This window comes from Paraburkholderia panacisoli (genome assembly GCF_008369935.1).
Classification (GTDB): Bacteria; Pseudomonadota; Gammaproteobacteria; order Burkholderiales; family Burkholderiaceae; genus Paraburkholderia; species Paraburkholderia panacisoli.
Genome location: NZ_VTUZ01000004.1, coordinates 256,486 through 275,398 on the forward strand (window position 1 = coordinate 256,486; position 18,913 = coordinate 275,398).

Annotated in this window: 17 protein-coding genes; 3 read left to right on the forward strand and 14 right to left on the reverse strand. The window is 62.1% G+C overall.

All coding sequences use genetic code 11. The features are described 5' to 3' along the window. Window positions 1-80 precede the first annotated feature (80 nt). From FVF58_RS08060 to FVF58_RS08090, 7 genes are all read right to left on the reverse strand, one after another. Window positions 81-833: an amino acid ABC transporter ATP-binding protein gene (locus tag FVF58_RS08060; RefSeq protein ID WP_149669369.1), complete on the reverse strand. Its 753-nt coding sequence runs from the start codon at window positions 831-833 to the stop codon at window positions 81-83. Next, a complete protein-coding gene (locus tag FVF58_RS08065; protein ID WP_149669370.1) occupies window positions 830-1,480 on the reverse strand; it encodes an amino acid ABC transporter permease in 651 nt (216 codons plus the stop codon). The genes FVF58_RS08060 and FVF58_RS08065 overlap by 4 nt, the downstream gene beginning before the upstream one ends. Window positions 1,481-1,502: 22 nt before the next feature. After that, window positions 1,503-2,219 carry an amino acid ABC transporter permease gene (locus tag FVF58_RS08070; protein WP_149669371.1) on the reverse strand — a complete coding sequence of 239 codons (717 nt, stop codon included), beginning with the start codon at window positions 2,217-2,219 and terminating at the stop codon, window positions 1,503-1,505. A 40-nt stretch (window positions 2,220-2,259) separates the two neighbouring features. Next, window positions 2,260-3,093, reverse strand: a complete 834-nt coding sequence (locus FVF58_RS08075) for an ABC transporter substrate-binding protein (protein ID WP_149669372.1) — start codon at window positions 3,091-3,093, stop codon at window positions 2,260-2,262. 449 nt (window positions 3,094-3,542) lie between these two features. Continuing rightward, entirely contained in the window at window positions 3,543-3,962 is a 420-nt protein-coding gene (locus FVF58_RS08080) for a c-type cytochrome (protein ID WP_149669373.1), read from the reverse strand. Further along, the gene (locus FVF58_RS08085) at window positions 3,955-5,523 is read right to left on the reverse strand and encodes a flavin monoamine oxidase family protein (protein WP_246216976.1); all 1,569 of its coding nucleotides are present in this window, start codon (window positions 5,521-5,523) and stop codon (window positions 3,955-3,957) included. Before FVF58_RS08085 ends, FVF58_RS08080 begins: the two co-directional genes overlap by 8 nt. A 265-nt stretch (window positions 5,524-5,788) precedes the next feature. Further along, window positions 5,789-7,033, reverse strand: a complete 1,245-nt coding sequence (locus FVF58_RS08090; RefSeq protein ID WP_149669374.1) for a D-amino acid dehydrogenase — start codon at window positions 7,031-7,033, stop codon at window positions 5,789-5,791. 170 nt (window positions 7,034-7,203) lie between these two features. On the opposite strand from FVF58_RS08090, the gene FVF58_RS54115 reads away from it, so the two are divergent. Beyond that, the gene (locus FVF58_RS54115; RefSeq protein WP_281291160.1) at window positions 7,204-7,326 is read left to right on the forward strand and encodes a hypothetical protein; all 123 of its coding nucleotides are present in this window, start codon (window positions 7,204-7,206) and stop codon (window positions 7,324-7,326) included. Here FVF58_RS54115 and FVF58_RS08095 read toward each other — a convergent pair. The 6 genes from FVF58_RS08095 to FVF58_RS08120 form a co-directional block, all read right to left on the reverse strand. Next, window positions 7,308-8,153 carry a DUF1989 domain-containing protein gene (locus FVF58_RS08095; protein WP_149669375.1) on the reverse strand — a complete coding sequence of 282 codons (846 nt, stop codon included), beginning with the start codon at window positions 8,151-8,153 and terminating at the stop codon, window positions 7,308-7,310. The two genes, FVF58_RS54115 and FVF58_RS08095, sit on opposite strands and share 19 nt — an antisense overlap. 19 nt (window positions 8,154-8,172) lie before the next feature. Next, window positions 8,173-8,646: a ferritin-like domain-containing protein gene (locus FVF58_RS08100; RefSeq protein WP_149669376.1), complete on the reverse strand. Its 474-nt coding sequence runs from the start codon at window positions 8,644-8,646 to the stop codon at window positions 8,173-8,175. Window positions 8,647-8,715: 69 nt separating this feature from the next. After that, window positions 8,716-9,447, reverse strand: a complete 732-nt coding sequence (locus FVF58_RS08105) for an ABC transporter ATP-binding protein (RefSeq protein ID WP_149669377.1) — start codon at window positions 9,445-9,447, stop codon at window positions 8,716-8,718. Beyond that, complete coding sequence (locus FVF58_RS08110; protein ID WP_149669378.1) at window positions 9,435-11,243, reverse strand: branched-chain amino acid ABC transporter ATP-binding protein/permease; 1,809 nt, start codon at window positions 11,241-11,243, stop codon at window positions 9,435-9,437. The genes FVF58_RS08105 and FVF58_RS08110 overlap by 13 nt, the downstream gene beginning before the upstream one ends. A 3-nt stretch (window positions 11,244-11,246) precedes the next feature. Then, the gene (locus tag FVF58_RS08115) at window positions 11,247-12,146 is read right to left on the reverse strand and encodes a branched-chain amino acid ABC transporter permease (protein WP_149669379.1); all 900 of its coding nucleotides are present in this window, start codon (window positions 12,144-12,146) and stop codon (window positions 11,247-11,249) included. A gap of 25 nt (window positions 12,147-12,171) precedes the next feature. After that, the gene (locus tag FVF58_RS08120; protein WP_149669380.1) at window positions 12,172-13,374 is read right to left on the reverse strand and encodes a branched-chain amino acid ABC transporter substrate-binding protein; all 1,203 of its coding nucleotides are present in this window, start codon (window positions 13,372-13,374) and stop codon (window positions 12,172-12,174) included. Between the two features lie 311 nt (window positions 13,375-13,685). On the opposite strand from FVF58_RS08120, the gene FVF58_RS08125 reads away from it, so the two are divergent. Continuing rightward, window positions 13,686-14,462, forward strand: a complete 777-nt coding sequence (locus tag FVF58_RS08125) for a maleate cis-trans isomerase family protein (RefSeq protein ID WP_149669381.1) — start codon at window positions 13,686-13,688, stop codon at window positions 14,460-14,462. A 164-nt stretch (window positions 14,463-14,626) separates the two neighbouring features. Here FVF58_RS08125 and FVF58_RS08130 read toward each other — a convergent pair whose 3' ends face one another. Further along, complete coding sequence (locus FVF58_RS08130; protein ID WP_149669382.1) at window positions 14,627-17,392, reverse strand: UPF0182 family membrane protein; 2,766 nt, start codon at window positions 17,390-17,392, stop codon at window positions 14,627-14,629. A 557-nt stretch (window positions 17,393-17,949) separates the two neighbouring features. On the opposite strand from FVF58_RS08130, the gene FVF58_RS08135 reads away from it, so the two are divergent. Next, the gene (locus tag FVF58_RS08135; RefSeq protein WP_149669383.1) at window positions 17,950-18,807 is read left to right on the forward strand and encodes a PA4780 family RIO1-like protein kinase; all 858 of its coding nucleotides are present in this window, start codon (window positions 17,950-17,952) and stop codon (window positions 18,805-18,807) included. The last annotated feature ends 106 nt before the right edge of the window (window positions 18,808-18,913 follow it).

The window sequence follows — 18,913 nt, forward strand, 5'->3', positions numbered from 1 at the left end:
AGTGACGCGAGTTTAGCGCGTAAAAGACGACGCTTCACCATTGCGCGGCCCGTAGAACCCCGACGCCCGTGCCGGGATGCTCAATGATCGAGCACGCGATGCAGAAACTGACGCGTACGTTCATTCTGCGGGTTCACGAAGATCTGCTCGGGCGCGCCCTGTTCCGCAATCACACCTTTATCCATGAACACCACGCGGTCGGCGGTCTTGCGCGCGAAGCCCATCTCGTGTGTGACAACGACCATGGTCATCCCGTCGCGCGCCAGTCCGCGCATGACTTCGGTCACCTCCCCGACGAGTTCCGGGTCGAGGGCGGACGTGGCTTCGTCGAAGAACATGATGCCTGGCTCGACGGCCAACGCTCTTGCGATCGCGACACGCTGCTGTTGCCCGCCGGAGAGCTGGCTGGGGTAGTGCTCGGCTCGATCGGCAAGACCCACCCGGTCAAGCGCGTCCATCGCACGCTTGCGTGCGTCCGCCGCGTTCATCTTGCGTGCCTTGACCAGGGCGAGCGTCACATTGCCAAGCGCGCTCTTGTGCGGAAACAGATTGAACTGCTGGAACACCATGCCGACATGACCGCGGATCTCCTTCGCCCGGCGTGCATCGTGCAGCGGCACTTCGTTGACCCAGACTTCGCCCGTGTCGGCCGTTTCCAGACCGCTCATGATGCGCAGCACCGTGCTCTTGCCAGAGCCCGACGCGCCGATCAGCACGAGAACTTCGCCGGGCCGCACATCGAGGTTGATCTCCTTCAGGACCTGGGTAGCGCCGAACGACTTGCTGACGCCGGTGAGGTTGATGATGGGCTTTGACGTAGTGACAGTGGTCATGACAACAGGCTCCTTCTTCGGTCATGGTGGCGCACCCACTGCGACAGTGGAAAGCACACAATGAAATAAAGCACGGCAACGAGTCCATAGATTTCGACCGGTTTGCCGACCCGGTCGACGATGGCCTGGCCACCATGCATCAATTCCGACATGCCGATCATGCTGACGATCGACGTATCCTTGATCAGCGATAAATATTGGCCGATGAGCGGCGGCATCACGATCTTTCCGGTCTGCGGCAAGATCACAGAAAAGAACGCCTGGGTCTTGCTGAGCCCGAGGATCTGTGACACCTCCCACTGGCCTTTCGGTACGGCTTCGATGCCTGAGCGGAATACCTCGGCGATGTAGGCGCCTTGATACACGCTCAAGCCCACGACGCCCGCTGCGAACACATCGATCGCGTAGCCGAAGTACGACACGCCGAAATAGATGAACATCAGCGTGATCAGCACCGGCGTGCCGCGAAACAGTTCGGTATAGAGCCTGGCGAAGCGCGGTGTGCCCCATGGCCCGAAAGAGCGCAATACGGCTGCCAGCAGTCCGATCAGCGTTCCACCAACGATCGACGCCGCAGAGAGAAGCAGTGTCGCCAGCAGTCCCTGAAACAGGATCGCCAGGCTGGTCATTAACAATTCGCTCGACATGTTCGGTCTCCGGTTTGAGCGCTCAGGTGCGATCGGCCTGTCGTGCGACAAGGAACGGCCGGCGCGTGCGTTTCTTCATGACGAGCGGCGGATGAAAGACACGCACGCCGATCTGGCCCGCCAGCCACGACAGGAGGTTGCTCAGGAACAGGTAGGCAATCAGCGTGATCGAGAAGGTCTGGATATAGAGCAGCGTGCGCGCATTGATCACCGTCGCCGTTCCGCTCAGCTCCGGCAGCGCGATCGCCGACAGGAGCGACGTGCCGAGCAACAGCTGGATCAGGTTGTTGACGATCGCCGGATAGACGGCGCGCGCAGCCTGCGGCAGAACCACCTCGATGAAGATCTGCGAACGCTCCAGGCCAAGGATCGACGCCGCCTCAAGCTGACCGCGCGGCACGGACTGGATACCCGCGCGAAACACTTCGCCCAGATACGCGCCGACGTTCACCCCTAATGCAATGACACCGGCTGTATAGGCATTGAGCGTGATGCCAAGCGATGGCAACCCGAAGAACACGATGAAGATCTGCAGCAATACCGGCGTATTGCGGATCGCTTCGATATACACCCTTGCGATCGCCTGCAGCAGCCCGACGCGCGATGAGCTCGCGAGTGCGGTGAGCAAGCCAAGCAGCATCGCGAGGACGAAGGCCAGCAGCGTGACCTGGAGCGTCAGCCAAGACGCGCGAACGAAATCGTTCCAATAACCCGCAAGGGTCACCCATTCATAGCTCATGGTTCCTCCGTCAATCGGGCGGCGCGGCGCCAGCGGGATTTCAGTACTGCGGGTTCAGCGGGAAGCGCGGCTCGGCGCCGAACCACTTCTTGTAGAGCTGCGCGTTCTGCTTCGATGCGTTGACCTGGAACAGGAACAGGTTCAGGTAGTTGAGCCAGACCTCATCACCTGCCTTCACGCCGAACGCGTTGTATTCGAGCGGAACCAGCGCTTCGTTGGTAACGGTCAGATCGGGATCGAGCGATGCCTGATAGGCGAGAAAGTTGTTGTCCTCGATCATCGCATCGGCCTGTCCCTGCTTGACGGCGAGGATCGCAGCCTGCGAGCTGTCGAATTCCTGGATCTTGACCTTCATGTTCAGCGAGCGCACCTCATCGCCGTTCGTCGAGCCCTTGACCGTTGCAATTGTACGGTCCGACATGTCGTTGATGGACTTGATGCCGCTGCTCTTCTTGACCAGAAGCGCCTCGCTTGCGACCACATAGGGATTCGTGAACGCGATTTCCTTCGCCCGCTCAAGGTTGCGGGTGAAGTTGCAGAACACTACGTCAACCTTGCTGGTTTGCAGGTTCGGAATGCGGTTGGCGCTCGTCGTATTCACGACTTCGAGCTTGACGCCCATCTGCTTCGCCAGTTCTTTCGCCAGATCGACGTCGTAGCCGTCAGGTTGGCCGTCCTTGTTGTAGAAGCCGAACGGCGCAAAGGTCAAGCAGTCGCCTACGCGCAGCGTGCCCCGTTGCAGGACCTGCTTGAGCGTCGAATCAGCCGCGGCGCCTTGCTCTGGCGGGGCGACCTTGGTGCAGCCGGCCAGCATCAGCAGGCCGGCTACGGCGAACAAGCAAGTGAATTTTGCGCTTTCCCTGACAAATCTCATTTTTTCGTCCCGAACTGGTGAGAAGTCCATGCGTGTACACAAGCGGCGTCAAGAGCACCTTCGCGGCACTCCAATCGATGAAATCGACGCGCTCGCGCGCTACCGCCTGACTGTCCGATATATCGGATTCATGTCCGACACAGCAGATGACGAGCAGTGTTTCACGGGAAAAAAATAGTTGCAATGGGGTATACGCGGTGCGCGACCACGGTATTAATCAAGGATGCTGGATGCTTTCCAACTCGAAAGAATTCATGCGGTTTGCTGAATTTGCACGCAGTCAAACCGACCAGTGATTGCGGCTTCTCCATAAGCGCTTCCGGGTGCAAACGGTTTTTTCTCTTTTCGGCTGCAGCCGATGTGACCGAAGGACCGGCTTGTATTCCGCGCCGCCTACGCACCCGAGAGGGTGCGAGAAAGAGGCCGCGCGATAGCCGTGCCACGTGAACTCAGCGCAAACTTCTAACCTGGCTCGGCGTGACACTCTCGGCAAATCGATTGCCGAAATGGGTTCTCGTGTAGTTGACGACTGCAGCGACCTGATCGTCATTCATCGCGTCGCCAAACGACGGCATCGCCTTTCGGCCGTGCAGTACGTTGACGATGACGTAGGGCGCTGCTTCGACTGCCGGGTTGTCAGCGAGTGCCGGGTAGTGACCCGCGCCCTGTGCGCCTTTTCCATCCGGCATATGGCATCCCGCGCAGGTAGCGTTGTAAAGCGCTTCGCCGCTCTTTTCGGTAAAGCGGTAGCCCGGCGAAATCGTGAAAGTGCGTGATGCGTCCTGTGCCACGGCCTGAGCCGACACCGTCGCGGCTCCCATCAGCCAGGCCATCAGCATCACGCTCAGGATCAGCGTCGGCCTATCCATTGACGATTCTCCGATGCAACCGGGTGATCGCATCCAGTGACGACAGCACGGCGCCTTCCTGCCATGCGGGGATATGGGAAGCGTGCTCTCCCGCAAGGACGATCCGTCCGTCGATCTGACAGAGATTCGCGTAATGCGCTTCTCTCAACGCATCCGTCCATGCGGCGAAGCAACCATTCGTGAACGGTGATCGGCTCCAGCTCATCGCAAAGCCGTTCTGGTACTCGCGCGCGTACTGCGGATGAATCTGGCTGCCCTGGCTCAATGCCACCGCGATCCGTTCGGCAGGGGGCAGCGCACCCATCTCATAGCTGGCGGGCCCCCACATGTAGGCGCCGAGCAGCACCGCGGGACCGGTCGATCCGTAACCTGTTGCCGGATAGCCGATCGTCGAGATCGGCAGATCAGTATGCGTGATGCCGCCGTAGATCTGCTCGTCTTCTTCCCAGAATCGCCGGCCGAATTGCAACCCGATTTTCACCGATGTTTCGTAGGGCACCGCATCGATCGCGGCGCGCATGGCCGGGCCGACCGCCGTGTCGATCTGACTCAGAATCGAGAGCGGGATGGTGCACACCAGCCAATCCGCGTGCGCGTTCCGTTTGGTCCGGGTGGTCGTATCGGTATAGCGCACTGTGACGCCTTGCTCGTCCTGCAAGATGGCCGTGACTCTGGCGTTGAACACTACAGCGCTTGCGACCTGCGCATAAAGCGCGTGAGCAATCCTGTCCATGCCGCCGACGGGCTGGAAAATGGCGCTCTGGTAGTCCAGCTCGTTTCCAGACGAGAGCCATCGCCACAAACGCGATGCAAGCAAGGGGTCGCGCGGGAGCAGATCCGACGGCACGGCCTCGGGCATCAGCCCACCGCCATGCGCGGTCGCGAATCCGCGGCGTTCACTGCTTCGCCGGCCCGCCTGATAGCGATCATCCGGACCGAGCGCACCCCATTGGCGCAGGGATTCGAGTAGCAGATGCGCATCTTCTACTGACAACGCATCATCGAGCGCGTCCTTTCGGATTGCTTTGGAAAGCAGCTCGGCGATATAGCCTTGATAGTCGGTCTGCACTTCCCGGAATCGTTGCGGCTTGCCATCGAAAGCCTCTGTCGAATGCAGGTATGCGTTGTAATTGACCTGGATGAACGGCTCGAGCGGCACCTTCAGGCGTTTTGCATAGTCGAGTACGCCCTGGTGGTGATACGGAATGCGCCACGGCCCTGGGTTCAGATAAAGCCCGTCAGCGAAATCGCAGTACTGGGTGGCGCCGCCGAGTTCTGTATAACGATCACCGCCCCTGACAGTCCAGGTCCGACCACCCGCGCGGTCGTTGTACTCGAGCAGCTGCACGTGGTAGCCCGCGTTCCTCAACTCAAAGGCCGCGACGAGGCCAGCCATGCCCGCGCCGAGCACGAGAATTCGCGTTCCTTTGGGCGCGCCATCGAGTCTGATCGGACCGGCGTAGGTCGAGGCAGCGGCGAACCCCAACGTGCCCATGCCTTGCATCATGGCGGCCGCGCCGAGGTTCTTGCCGATCAGCGTCAGCAGGTGCCGGCGGCTCATCGCATTTGCGGTCATTCTCGACATAAGGACGTGGTGCCCCGACTGGAGAGAAACGATGGCGAACGAAATCAGATGGCATCCCAGATTGCAAAGACCCGAGTCATCTGGATTTGTAGGCTTGGGTTTGCGTTTGGGCGTACTGCAACGGACTAGTTCATTTTATGCGATCACCCCGTCGGGCGTCGTGAATCGAACATCTGAAACACCGGCGGTGAGCGCGCGATGCGGGTCGTCGCGCCCCCGTTGTGGCGCGAACGCGTCGCTATCAATCGCAAAGCAGCCCCACCATCGGAATCGCCGGCGTTCGTCCCGCGATCAGGTCGGCCGTGATTCGAGCCGATCCGTGTGACATGGTCCAGCCGATATGACCGTGGCCGGTATTCAGATAAAGATTGCGATACTTCTTGCGCCCGAAGAACGGCAAGTTCGTCGGCGTCATCGGCCTGAGCCCGGCCCACATTTCGGCGCGATCGTAGTTGGCGCCGGCCGGGTAGAGCTCCTGCGTCACGCTCTTCATAAACACAAAATCAGAAGGCTTGTGGCTCGTGTCGTAGCCGGCAAACTCCGCCGTCGCGGTGACCCGGATCCGGTCGCCGAAGCGCGAGATTGCGACCAGGTTGTGCTCGTCGACCGCTGCAACGGTGGGTGGCAAGGGGCGGCCGTCGATCGGAATCGTGAGGGAGTATCCCTTGATCGGATAGATCGGAAGATCGATGCCGATCTGTCGGGCAAGAACCGGACTGTAGGGGCCAAGAGCGAGCACATACGCGTCGCCTTTTACAAGGCCTCGACTCGTTCTGATGCCGACCACGTCCTGCCCGGCGGTTTCAAAGCCGTCGATGGTGGTGTCGGTCAGAAGCGTACCGCCGCGCGCGACGATCTTTTCCGCAAGGGCGCGGGTGAACTTCGCAGAATCTCCGGTCTCATCGGTCGGGCAGTGAATGGCGCCCGCTATCCTGTCTTTTGCCGAAGCCAGCGACGGGTCGAGTGCGACGACCTGATCGCGGCTGAGAACCCGGATGACTTGTCCATCGGATTCCAGCAGCTTCATGTGTTCGACTCCGCGGTCCAGCGCTTCCTGAGTCCGATGGAAATACAGAATTCCGCGGTCATTTCGATCGTATTCGATGGCGTCCTCAGCGATCACATCCTGCAGCACGCGTTGAGAGTAGGCGGCAAGCCGATGCTTGAGCAGGGTATTGCGGCGTGCCTTCTCCGATGTGCATTCCATCAGGAAGCGCCACGACCAGCTGTAAAGCCTGGGATCCGCCGAGAACCTGAAGCGCAACGCCTGATCCTTCAGCACCAGCGATTTGAGCAGGATCATCGGCGCTTTGGGCGAGGACCAGACAAAGGAATGTCCGGGCGCGATCATGCCCGCGTTACCCCAACTGGTTTCCGCTGCGACTAAAGGCTGCCGCTCGACGATCACGACCTCATGGCCATCCTTCTGCAACTGGTACGCGGTTGTCACACCGACTACCCCGCCGCCGAGCACGATAACTTTCATGATGTCCTCAGATGCAAGGGGGCCGCGGCCACTCACGGCAGCGAGGTGTCGCTCCGGCTTTTGTGCTGCGCCACCATCGATTCCCGCCGGGCAGGAGGCACCTGCAATACATCGGGCAGTTCCGCGATTCCGGCACCATTGGCCGCGGACGTGAAGCAGGCAGACCCCGGATGAGCTTCGCGCAGCGCACGCTCGAAGGACTAGTGCAGCTGCGCCGGGCCGACGGCCTCGCCTTGCTTCTGGCGCAGTTCCATCAAGGCGGGCTGCCGCAGCCTCACTTCCATTGCGGCTGATTCAGCACCATTCCGTGCTGTCCCTTGTAGGCAGCCACCGCCGGCGGCGTCCACCCGTCCAGCATCTGTGGCGCGAGTTGCCAGACCTCGATGCCAAGCGGCCGGCACACGTCCAGCGGATCGCGCGCGTCGGGTCCCCACATCGGCACGGACAGATCGCCGCCCGGACAGGTCGACAGTGCGCACAGCAAATCGATCTCCGCGAAGAATTCGAGGTAGTCGCCTTTCTTTGCCGGACACGCCTTCATGAAGTATTTGTCTTCGAGATTCAGGCCGGTGCACTGGAACACGTTGAGCACGTCGTGGACGTCGTACTCAGTCAATCCATACGGGGCGATGGCGCGCGTCAGGTTGGAGTGGCAGTGGAAATGAAAATCCTCGCCGGTCAGCATGCGGTTCACATAGGGGTCGCAGCGTGTGCCGAGCAGATCGTGGACACGGCCGCCGTGTTCGTCGACGCCGTAGCCTGCAAGACTGTCATCCGCGATGGTCACCATCGGACGCAGGAACGGCAGCGTCGACCACAGACGGTCGAACGTGCTCACATGTGCCTGCTGCAACTGGCGCGTGCGCGATGCCCACATGCGCTCGCGCGGGTCGTGCCGGTTCCACATGTTCAGGTCGGCAACCTGCGGGCCTTCGATCGTGACGATGCGAAACACGTGGCCGGCAGGCACGGTCCACGCCTGCCCCGAGCGGATCGGCACGACGATCGATTCAACCAGCGTGCGGGTGTCGTGCTGTGAGGCGATGCGCTGATAGAACGCCTTGTCGACGTCGAGCGCCGAGCCTTTGGTGGACTGATACGCAGCAGGGTAATTCAGCATGATGGATTCTCCGTCGAACTCAGGCCGGCGCCGTGCCGCGATCAGGCGGCGTCGTCATCGCTCCGGGACGGCGCAGCATCTTGTCCACTTCGCCGGCGTGCAGTTCTTCGACGTGGATCATCTGGCGCGCGTATTCTTCCAGCGCGACTGAACAATCTTCCGCCAGCGCGAGGAGCTCCCGATACAGGTCGAGCGCGACTTTCTCGGCTTCGAGCGATTCACGCAGAATGGACGCGATGTCGAAGACGTGCGAGTCGAGAAGCGGACCGATCGCCAGAGACGGGTAAGCGCCCAGGGTGGTGATCCATTCGCCGGCCTGCTGAGCGTGCACGAGCGATTCGTCGGCCTGTTGCCGCAGCCACGCCACAATGGGGATGCGGCCAAATCCAAATACCAGGAATGAATAATGAGTATAGCGAACGACCCCAGCCAGTTCCGACTCCAGAATCTGGTTCAGGACTTTAACCACCTTTTCCTTCTCGATCTCTGCCATGTTTGCCTCCATTGCGTCTGATCTGTTTCAACCGATGTCGTGTACCCGGTTAGCGGCCCAGTTAGCAGATTACTCCGCCGCAATAGCACTGCCGCCCAGATAGGCCGCGCGGACCCGGCTATCCTGAGCCAACTCGCGGGCGGACCCCGCGAGCGCAATGCGCCCGCTTTCCAGCACGTAGGCCCGATGAGCGATGCGCAGCGCCTGGCGGGCGTTCTGCTCGACGAGGAGAATCGAGGTGCCTTCGCGGCAGATGTCGGCGATCATGCCGAAGATCGCGCGGACCAGCTTTGGCGCAAGTCCCATCGAGGGTTCGTCCAGTACCACGATACGCGGGCGCAGCATCAGCGCGCGGGCAATCGCCAGCATCTGCTGCTCGCCGCCGCTGAGCGTGCCGGCCAGCTGGCTGCGTCGCTCGCCGAGCCGGGGGAAAGTCGCATAGAGTTGATCCCTTCGTTGTTGCAGTGCCGCACTGTCACGCCGGATCAGATAGCCGCCGAGATGCAGATTTTCCTCCACCGTCAGCGCGCCGAAAATGCGCCGCCCCTCCGGCACATGACCCAGACCCAGCGCCACGATCTGGTGTGCGCGCAGCCCCATCAGGCGCTGGCCATCCATCGCGATGTCGCCCGCGCGCGGCCGGATCAATCCGGAAATCGCCCGCAGCGTGGTGGTTTTTCCCGCGCCGTTGCTGCCGAGCAACGCGACGATCTCGCCCTGTGCGACGTCCAGCGAGATGCCATGCAGCACTTCGACAGTTCCATAGCTCACACGCAGATCGCGGATTTCTAGGAGTCCCACAGCGATTTCTCCCCGGCAGTATCGTCGCTTGCTTCGTCCTTTTCGGCTGTGCCGAGATAGGCATCGATCACACGCGGGTCCGCCTGGATCGCGGCGGGCTGGCCCTCGGCGATGATCACGCCGTGATCCATCACGATGATCCGGTCCGACACGCCCATCACCAGCATCATGTCGTGCTCGATCAGCAGCACCGTCACGCCATGATCGCGGATGCGCCGGATCAGTTCCATCAGCGCGCGCTTCTCGGTCGGGTTCATGCCCGCTGCCGGCTCGTCGAGCAGCAGGAGGCGAGGGCTGCTGGCGAGCGCACGGGCGATCTCCAGCCTGCGCTGGTCGCCGTAGGGCAGATCGGCGGCGCGCTCGCCCGCGCGGCCCGCAAGACCGACGAAGGCGAGCCAGCGCAGGCCCTCGGTCGAATGGTCCGCCGCCTCGGCACGCGCGGACGGCAACGCCAGAAGCTCGGCTGCGAGCGGTGTCCGCAGCCGATGGTCCATGCCGGTCAGGACGTTTTCGAAGGCCGTCATGTGGCCGAACAGGCGGATGCCCTGGAAGGTGCGTGCCAAGCCTTGATGGACGATGCGATGAGGCGCGCCGCCGACCAGCCGTTCCCCGCACCAGACGACCTGTCCGCCGGTCGGGCGGATCACGCCGGTCAGGCAGTTGAACACGGTGGTCTTGCCGGCGCCGTTCGGACCGATCAGGCTCACGATCTCGCCGCTCTTCACCATGAAGCTGACACCGCCGACCGCCAGCACGCCACCGAAGCGGCGCTGCATGCCGCGCACCTCCAGCAGGGTTTCGTCGGTGACGGCGTGGCTGGGCACCGGGGCCTGATCGGCGTCGGTGCCCTTGCGCGGCGGCGCGACGCGGCGCAACGGCGCTGGCCACAACCCCTGCGGCCTGAGCAGCATCAGGATCACGAGCCCGATCGCGAATGCGAAGATGCGCCAGAGGTTGAGAAAGCGCAGCATCTCCGGCAGGCCGGCGACGATGATGGCGCCGAGGATCACACCAGGAATGCTGCCCCGGCCGCCGAGCACGACGACGATCAGGATCGTGACGGACTGCAGATAGGTGAAGCCGGTCGGATCGATTGTGCCGAAGCGGGCCGCGAACAGGCTGCCCCCCAGCCCGCCGATCAGCGCGCCCATCACATAGGCGAGCAGCTTGACGCGCAGTGTCGGCACGCCGACGGCCTCGGCGGCTGCCTCGTCCTCGCGGATGCTGGTCCAGGCGCGGCCGAGGCGCGAGCGCCCGAGCCGGATGGCGAACACGAGCACCAGCACGAGGAACGCCATGCCCAGTTCGTAGAGCGCCAGCGGCGAACTGATCTCGAAACCGAACAGGCTGGGGCTCGCGATGCCGAAGATGCCGTTCGGGCCGCCCGTGATGTCGAGATTGGTGGCGACAATACGCGTGATTTCGCCGAACCCCAGCGTGACGATCGCCAGATAGTCGCTGCGCAGGCGCAGTGTCGGATAGCCGATGACGATGCCCGATACCCCGGCGAACGCGAGACTGAACGGCAGCGTTTCCCAGAACGAGAAGTGCAGCAGGGTTTCCAGCAACGCCGTCGTGTACGCGCCGATCGCAAAGAAGGCTGCGTAGCCCAGATCGAGCAGTCCGGCATAACCGACCACGATGTTCAGCCCGAGACCCAGGATGGAATAGGTGACGATGGTCAGGCCGACATCGACGACATAGTTGCTGGCGACGGCGGGCAACGCCACGGCGGCGGCCAGCAGCGCGCCGCCGACCGGCTTGGCCCAACGCGCGGAAGCCTGAGTGGCGCTCATGGATTACATTCTCTCGACGACGCGTTCGCCGAACAGCCCGGTCGGCTTGATCACGAGCACGGCGATCAGCACGCCGAAGACGAACACGTCGGTCCATTGCGACGAGACATAGCCCGCGCCGAAGGCTTCGAGCAGGCCGATCAGGATGCCGCCGGCCATCGCGCCCGGAATGTTGCCGATGCCGCCGAGCACGGCGGCGGTGAACGCGCGCAGGCCTAGCACGAAGCCCATGAAGAAATTGATCTGCGTGTAGTAAAGCCCTTCCATGACGCCCGCCACGGCGGCCAGCACCGAACCGAGCAGAAAGGTGAGCTGGATCAGGCGCTCGACGTCGATGCCCATCAGACGCGCGGCGTCCTGATCGATTGCCAGCGCGCGCATCGCGGTGCCAAGGAAAGTGTGGTGAACGAAGAAATACAGTGCCAGCATCAGGGCCAGGCTTGCCACGATGATGCCGATCTGCGCGAAGGTGATCTGCACACCGTGGAGTTCGAATCCCGCCTGACTCAGCACATGCGGATAGGTGCGAAAGCCCGCGCCGTAGATCAGCAGCACCCCATTTTGCAGCGCCAGCGAGACGCCCAGTGCCGTGATCAGGATTGACAGCCGCGGCGCGCGCAGCAACGGCTGATACGCGAGCCGCTCGATCAGCAGGCCGAGCGCGCCTGTGACCGTCATTGCGGCCACGAGGGCGATCAGCAGTGCCAGGGCGAGCGGCAGATGCGCGGACGCAAGGACCATCAGGCCGGTCCAGCCGATGAACGCGCCGACCATGAACAGGTCGCCATGAGCGAAGTTGATCAGCCGGATGATCCCGTAGACCATCGTGTAGCCGAGGGCGACGAGCGCGTAGAACGAGCCGGTCGTCAGCCCTTCGATGACGAACTGGAAGAAGTCGCTCATGACGGGGCGGGGCGCGCAATAGCGCCTACTTCATCGCCGCCCAATGTCCGCTCGCATCCTGCCTCTGGTAGGGCTCGAAGTTGTCGTTGTGCACAATGATCGTGATGTACACCGCTTTGCTGCGGTCCCCCTTCGGATTGAAGGCAATCGTTCCGGTCGCGCCCGGGTAGTTCGAGACCTTGTGCAGAGCCGCCGTGATCGCGGCAGGCTTGTCCGATTTTGCGTCCGCGATGGCTTTCGCCGTGACCCCGACGGCGTCGTATTCATAGACCGAATACGGTCCCGGCCCTTGCCCGTAAGCCTTCGTATAGTCATCGACGTAGGCGTGCGCGCCGCTCAGGAACTGCGCGAGCGGTGCCGTCGTGATGATCATGCCGTCGGCGGCGGGACCGGCCGTCTTCATCAGGGTGGGGTCGTTGGTGGCGTCGCCGCCCATGAAGGTCATTTTCAGACCCAGTTGCCGCGCCTCCTTGACCATCAGGCCGGCTTCGGAGAAATAGCCCGTGTAGTAGATCACGTCAGGCTTCAGCGAGGCGACCCGCGTCAACGTCGGTGAATAGTCCATCTGACCGGCCGTGATCGAATTGGCGTACACGACATCGACACCGTTCTTCTTCAGGGCTTCCACGGTGTTCGTGGCGAGGCCTTTGGAATAGGTCGTGTTGTCGTCGATCACCGCCACGTGCTTCGCGTGCAGGACGTCTTTTATGAAGCTTGCCGCGAAGGGGCCCTGCTGGTCGTCACGGCCGATGGTGCGGAACACGTTGTCGTACCCCATCTCGGTCAGCTGCGGATTGGTCGACGCATCCAGCACGTAGGGAATCCCGGCGCGATGAAAGGTTGTCGATTCCGGCAGCGCCGCGCTGGAACAATAGCCGCCCGCTACCGCGACAACGCCCGCATCGACGAGTTTCTGTGCCGCCTGCACTGCGGTCTGCGCATCACAGGCGTCGTCCTCGGGCACCAGCTCGATCTGCTTGCCGAGCAAGCCTCCGGCCGCGTTGATTCTGGCGGCGGCGAGCTTCGCGCCGTTGACGATGTCCGTGCCGGCATTGGCACTGCTGCCTGACAGCGGGACGGGCACGCCGATCTTGATGGTGGCCCCCTGGCTTAGCGCCGAACCGGGAGCCATGCCGACAAGCAGGGCCACGGCAGCCGCCACGGCCGGGAGGATCGTTTGCTGCAAGCCCCGCTCTGCACCGGGCCAGCCATTCTTCTGAGCAATCATGTTAGTGACTCCTTATTGTGAAAGGGATCGGACGATCCGCCACACGGATTTACCGGTGACATCAGAAAACGAACGGAAATGGGCGATTGCACGTGATTCATACCCGCCAGGTCAGCAGCGTGACTACTGGTTTCACCGGAGCGCTGGCACGAAAGCGCTTCTTTCATGATAGGAGGCGGTGTGCGTTGGGACGGTATAGGGTATTTGCGTATAAACCACTACACAAAGGCGCTGGCAATCCTCTACCTTTAGAAAGGCAGCGACGGCAGGCACGCGCAAACCGGAACGCGACATGACAGGATGACACTGAAATGAGTGCGATTGCACAGCAGGATGACGTGTACACGAGGCTCGATTTCACGCTGGACGGCGGCATCTGCCGGCGTGCCGCGATCGGCCTGGTGGTACTCGCCACCGATCATACGATTGAACATGAGTGGCGGGGCTTGCTGACGCAGGACGGCGTGGCGTTCTACGAAAGCCGTGTGTACAACTCGGCGGATATCACGCCTGAACGGCTGGCGGAAATGGAGGACCGTATTGCACCGGCGGTCGCGTTGATCCGTCCGGCCGAACGTATCGATGTGGTGGCGTTTGGCTGCACGTCCGCGTCGATGGTGATTGGGGAGGAAAAGGTGTTCGCGCGGATTCGCGAAGCGCGTCCGGATGTCGCGAGCACTACGCCGATCACCGCGGCGCTGGCGGCGCTTCGCGCACTAGGCGTCCAACGTACGGCGCTGCTGACGCCCTATGTGCGTTCGATCAACGATTACATGCGCGACTATATCGAGTCGCGTGGCCACGGCATTACGCGCATGGCGTCGTTCGAGCATGCGAACGATAACGAAGTGGCGCGGATCGATGCGGCGTCGTTGCGAACCGGCGTTGAGCAACTTGCGCGCAATCGTGACGTGGATGCGATTTTCGTATCGTGCACGAGCTTGCGCATTGCCGGGTTGATTCCGGAGTTGGAGGCGGCGACCGGCAAGCCGGTGATATCGAGCAACTACGCGATGGCCTGGCACGCGCTGCGGCTCGCCGGCGTGCGAGATTGCGAGCCTCATCTTGGGCGGCTGTTTGCGCTGTGACGTTGTACCTTGAAATGCGACGCAGCGCGACGGAGCGACAGTGCGGCGATCGATGGCGCAGGACGTTCAATGGCGCAAGGATTTGTGGCGCGCCATTGATTGCAAGGCATAAGCAGGGCCGTTTTCGTTCTGCAAGCACAGACGCCCTCTGAATTTCCTCCTGGTCACTTGTGATCATCGGAACGGCCGGCACCGAGTGCTTCGAGCAATGGCCGCAGAGCATCCAGTTCCGCGCCGAAGCCGCTCCAGTCTCCCGCCTTCAGGCGTTCGATCGCGCGGTCATAGTGGGCAAGTGCCTCGCGTGCCCGCGCGTCCGGCGCGTTCGTTGTGCCTCGGGCTGGCGATGCCGCATGCGCGGTCTCCTTGAAAAGCGCAGCCAGGGCTTCGCCCAGGGTGTCCTCCATCACCACGCGTTCACCATAGGCGGCAATCACCCGCTTCAACTCCGGCAACTGACCGGACGCCGCGCGCAAATAGAGCGGAGAAACGTAGAGGATCGAGTTCTCGATCGGCACGACCACGAGATGACCGCGAATGACGCGTGAGCCCATCTGGTTCCACAGTGAGATCTGCTGCGAAATCTCGGTATTCTGCTGAATACGCGCTTCGATCTGAAACGGCCCAAAGACCAGCTTGTCCTTGGGAAACGTATAGACGATGAGCTTGCCGTACCCGGACGGATCGCACCGCGCCGCCAGCCACGCAATCATGTTCTCCCGCTGGCTCGGCACCATCGGCAGCATGAGGATGAACTCGGCGCGTGGGTCGCCGGGGAGTCGCATGATCGTGTAGTACGGCGGCATCGTGCTGGCGGCGCTCCCGCCATCCATTCCGACCAGCTCTCGGGGAAACTGCCACAGATCCTCGCGGTTGTAGAAGACCTCCGGCGCGACCATATGGTAGGCGCGGTAAAGCTGCGCCTGGATCAGGAACAGATCTTCCGGGTAGCGGATATGCTGCCGAAGTGCCGGTGGCATCGCGTCCAAAGGCTTGAACAAACCCGGGAAGCTGCGCTCGTAGGTGCGCACGAGCGGATCGGCGGGATCGCTGACGTAGAAATCGACCGTGCCGTTGTATGCATCGACCACGACCTTGACCGCGTTGCGGATGTAATTGGCGCCGTCGCCGAAACCCGGCCGGGAGTAGGGAAACCACTGGCTGACGGTGTAGGCATCCTGGATCCAGTACAGGTGCCCATTGCTTGCGACGACATACGGGTCATGGTCGAGAGTCAGGAACGGCGCGATCGTACCCACGCGGTCCTGAATGTTGCGGTGAAGCAGGATCCGGCTCTGGTCTGTGATATAGCCGCTCAGCAGGATGTTGGGATCGTCGAGCTGCCAGGCGAAGAGACTGCGTCGCGCCACACTGCCGACGGAGACGCCGTCGCGCCCGCTATACGTCGTGTAGGCATTGTCCGCCCCGCTGGGATAGTCGAATTCAGCTACATTGCCGTTCACGATGACGTAGTCCTGCCGGCCTTCGCTGAAATACAGACGCGGTTCGCGAATGGCCGGGCCGCCGTTGGCGACGGGCGGAATATCCCGCAGATAGAAGGAGGGTAAGCCTTCGGCGGATTTCTCGGTGACCGGCGACATCACGATGCCGATGCCGTGAGTGAAGATGAGGTGCAGGTTCACCCAGGTTTGGGCGTTGGGCGGAAGCATCGCCGGTTCCAGTTCACGCGCCGACAGCATCACCTGCCTGTATCCGGCGTCGAGCTGATAGCGGTCGATGTCCACCGCGAGAAATTTGTAGTAAGTCCTGATCTCCTGCAACTGTGCGTAGGTATCCATCAGCGGTTGCACATCCCATAGCCGGATGTTGTCGATGGTCGCGCGATTGGCCTGCAGCGAGTCGAGCGTCAGTCCCTGCTCGGCCTCGAACGGTTTAACCTCGATCTTTGCCAGGCCGTAAGCCTGTCGCGTCAGCGCGATGGTGTGCTCGATATAGGGTGTTTCCAGTCCCAGCTCGCTCGGTTTGACATAGAAGCGCTGAAACAGCGACGGATAGATCACGCCGAACACAAACGCACTGCCGAATACGAGCAGCGCGAGAACGGCAGGCAGCCGGTAGCTGCGCCGGCGCATGTTGATCCAAAGGGCGACGGATGAGGCCGCGGCAAGGCCGACCAGCATCCATAGGACCGGCAAGTCCACGTGGACATCGGTATAGCTGGCGCCGACCACGACACCATTGTCGCCATAGAGCAGCAGAAAGCGGTCGAGCCACCACGACCAGGCCATCACCGCAAAGAACAAACCGAGCAGTGCCGAAGCATGAGTGATGGCGGCGCGCGAGAGCGTGCGTGGTGGCCGCTCCAGCGCGATGTCACCGCGCAGCCCGTAGACGGCACCCGCCACGATCGCGCTGCAGACGATCAGCCGCAGCAGCCAGTTTTTGAGCGCGATATACGCGGGGAGCGAGAAGAGATAAAAGCCGATGTCCCTGCCGAAGATCGGATCGCGCTCGCCAACAGGTACCTGATAAACGAAGCGAAGCGCGATGTCCCAGTTCGAGAGTTCGCTGCCGGCGACAAGCAGTCCAAAGACGACCGCGACGCAGGCAATACTGGAGCGCCAGGGAATGCGCGGCGCGAGCAGTTCGGCCAGATCGCCGGTGACTACCGTGGTACCCGACGGCCCGGCTGCTTCCGCTTGCGAGGTATCGACGATACCCATCGCGTAACGATGCGCCAGAATCCCCGACAGCCCTATCGCGCACGCCGAGATGGCGAACACGGCGGCAAACAGCAGCGCTCTCGCGTCGAGGAGGGTCCAGAAAACACCGGCATAGCCGATCGAAGAGAACCACAGCCAGTCGACCAGGATGCGGGTGATGCGTCCGACGACAATCAGCCCGGCGATGACGGCCATCGCCGTGATTGCATAACGTCTCAGGCGCCCGCCGGACTCCACTCCCGACCGCATAGTCCCTCCTGTGCTGGCCGTCGCCCATGCCCTGCTGCGAGCGGATCAATCGCGCACTGCCGATCTGCCGGGAGCGCGGCTGAACGGCCTGTCAGCGCAGCCCGGATAGTCCGCGCATCGCCACCCCATCACCTGTGCGACGCGAGTTCGGATGAAGCGGATTCAGACCGGTTGAATGATTGTAGTTCGGTGTGGCCATTGACATCGGCACCGCGCGTAAGCGGCCACTCGTGCAGGGCAGGACAGGATGCGACGGACCCCGCATGACCGCCAAGGCCGACGAGCGGCAGGCAACGAGGCGTAAGCAAACGGCCGTCGTACTTTGAGAGCGGTCATAGGGATAGCGGCGAGTCGAATGGCGGCGACAGGAGATTTGCGGCGCCTCGTCGTCGCCTTCCCGTATAATCCGGCATGACTCCATCCGTCTCCCACGCAATAAGCTTCCGACCGGCAGCACCGGCCGCTCGAATCATCGGTTTGTTAACCGGTACCTCAGCGGGCCATTCACCATCCACGCATGGGGAATGCGCGTCCCACGAGCCGCAACTGGCGGCCGTATGAAAATACCCAAACGGCTTGCACCGCTTCTCGAAGAAGGACTCATCGACGAAGTCATCGGCCAGTTGATGAGCGGCAAGGAGGCAACCGTCTACGTCGTGCGCAGCGGCGAATCGACGCGTTGCGCCAAGGTCTACAAGGACGCGAAGCAGCGCAGTTTTCGGCAAGCCGCGTCGTATCGGGACGGCCGCAAAGTCAAGAACAGCCGGCAGGCGCGTGCCATGGAAAAAGGTACGCGCTACGGCCGCCAGATGCAGGAAGCGTCATGGCAGAACGCCGAAGTCGACGCGCTGTTCCGGCTCGCCAACGCGGGTGTGCGCGTGCCGCAACCCTATATTTGTACCGATGGCGTGTTGCTGATGGAACTGGTGGTCGATGGACTGGGTGACGTCGCGCCACGGCTGAACGACGTCGATCTGACTGAAGCCCGCGCCCTCGAACTGCACGCGTTGCTGCTCAACCAGGTGGTCCGCATGCTCTGCGCGGGCGTGATTCACGGCGACCTGTCGGAATACAACATCCTGCTCGCAGCGGATGGGCCGGTGATCATTGATCTGCCTCAGGCCGTCGACGCAGCCGGCAACAACGAAGCCGCCTCGATGCTCAAGCGTGACGTCGACAACCTGGCCGCGTACTTCGGACGGTTCGCACCGCAAATACTCACCGCAAGTTATGGCACGGAGATCTGGACGCTCTTCGAAGCAGGCCGGCTGCATGTCGATGCCGAATTGACCGGCCGCATCGAGGTCGACACGCGGCCTGTGGACCTCGATAGCGTGCTGCAGGAACTCGAAGAGACACGTTTTGAGGAAGACGCGCGAGTGCGGCGACTGCAGGAACTGAGCGCAGGCCGTTAACCGTGCTCGAAGTTCGACGAAGATAGCCCTGATGTGAAGCTCTTCGAGGAGCGTCGCCGCTCGGCCCAGTTGGGGGCGTTCGATATTGCCGTCTATATCGTCGGCA

Coding starts and splice junctions, on each gene's coding strand:
- FVF58_RS08060 (WP_149669369.1), bottom strand. CDS start 833: ATGACCACTGTCACTACGTCAAAGCCCATCATCAACCTCACCGGCGTC.
- FVF58_RS08065 (WP_149669370.1), bottom strand. CDS start 1,480: ATGTCGAGCGAATTGTTAATGACCAGCCTGGCGATCCTGTTTCAGGGA.
- FVF58_RS08070 (WP_149669371.1), bottom strand. CDS start 2,219: ATGAGCTATGAATGGGTGACCCTTGCGGGTTATTGGAACGATTTCGTT.
- FVF58_RS08075 (WP_149669372.1), bottom strand. CDS start 3,093: ATGAGATTTGTCAGGGAAAGCGCAAAATTCACTTGCTTGTTCGCCGTA.
- FVF58_RS08080 (WP_149669373.1), bottom strand. CDS start 3,962: ATGGATAGGCCGACGCTGATCCTGAGCGTGATGCTGATGGCCTGGCTG.
- FVF58_RS08085 (WP_246216976.1), bottom strand. CDS start 5,523: ATGAGCCGCCGGCACCTGCTGACGCTGATCGGCAAGAACCTCGGCGCG.
- FVF58_RS08090 (WP_149669374.1), bottom strand. CDS start 7,033: ATGAAAGTTATCGTGCTCGGCGGCGGGGTAGTCGGTGTGACAACCGCG.
- FVF58_RS54115 (WP_281291160.1), top strand. CDS start 7,204: ATGAGCTTCGCGCAGCGCACGCTCGAAGGACTAGTGCAGCTGCGCCGG.
- FVF58_RS08095 (WP_149669375.1), bottom strand. CDS start 8,153: ATGCTGAATTACCCTGCTGCGTATCAGTCCACCAAAGGCTCGGCGCTC.
- FVF58_RS08100 (WP_149669376.1), bottom strand. CDS start 8,646: ATGGCAGAGATCGAGAAGGAAAAGGTGGTTAAAGTCCTGAACCAGATT.
- FVF58_RS08110 (WP_149669378.1), bottom strand. CDS start 11,243: ATGAGCGCCACTCAGGCTTCCGCGCGTTGGGCCAAGCCGGTCGGCGGC.
- FVF58_RS08115 (WP_149669379.1), bottom strand. CDS start 12,146: ATGAGCGACTTCTTCCAGTTCGTCATCGAAGGGCTGACGACCGGCTCG.
- FVF58_RS08120 (WP_149669380.1), bottom strand. CDS start 13,374: ATGATTGCTCAGAAGAATGGCTGGCCCGGTGCAGAGCGGGGCTTGCAG.
- FVF58_RS08125 (WP_149669381.1), top strand. CDS start 13,686: ATGAGTGCGATTGCACAGCAGGATGACGTGTACACGAGGCTCGATTTC.
- FVF58_RS08130 (WP_149669382.1), bottom strand. CDS start 17,392: ATGCGGTCGGGAGTGGAGTCCGGCGGGCGCCTGAGACGTTATGCAATC.
- FVF58_RS08135 (WP_149669383.1), top strand. CDS start 17,950: ATGAAAATACCCAAACGGCTTGCACCGCTTCTCGAAGAAGGACTCATC.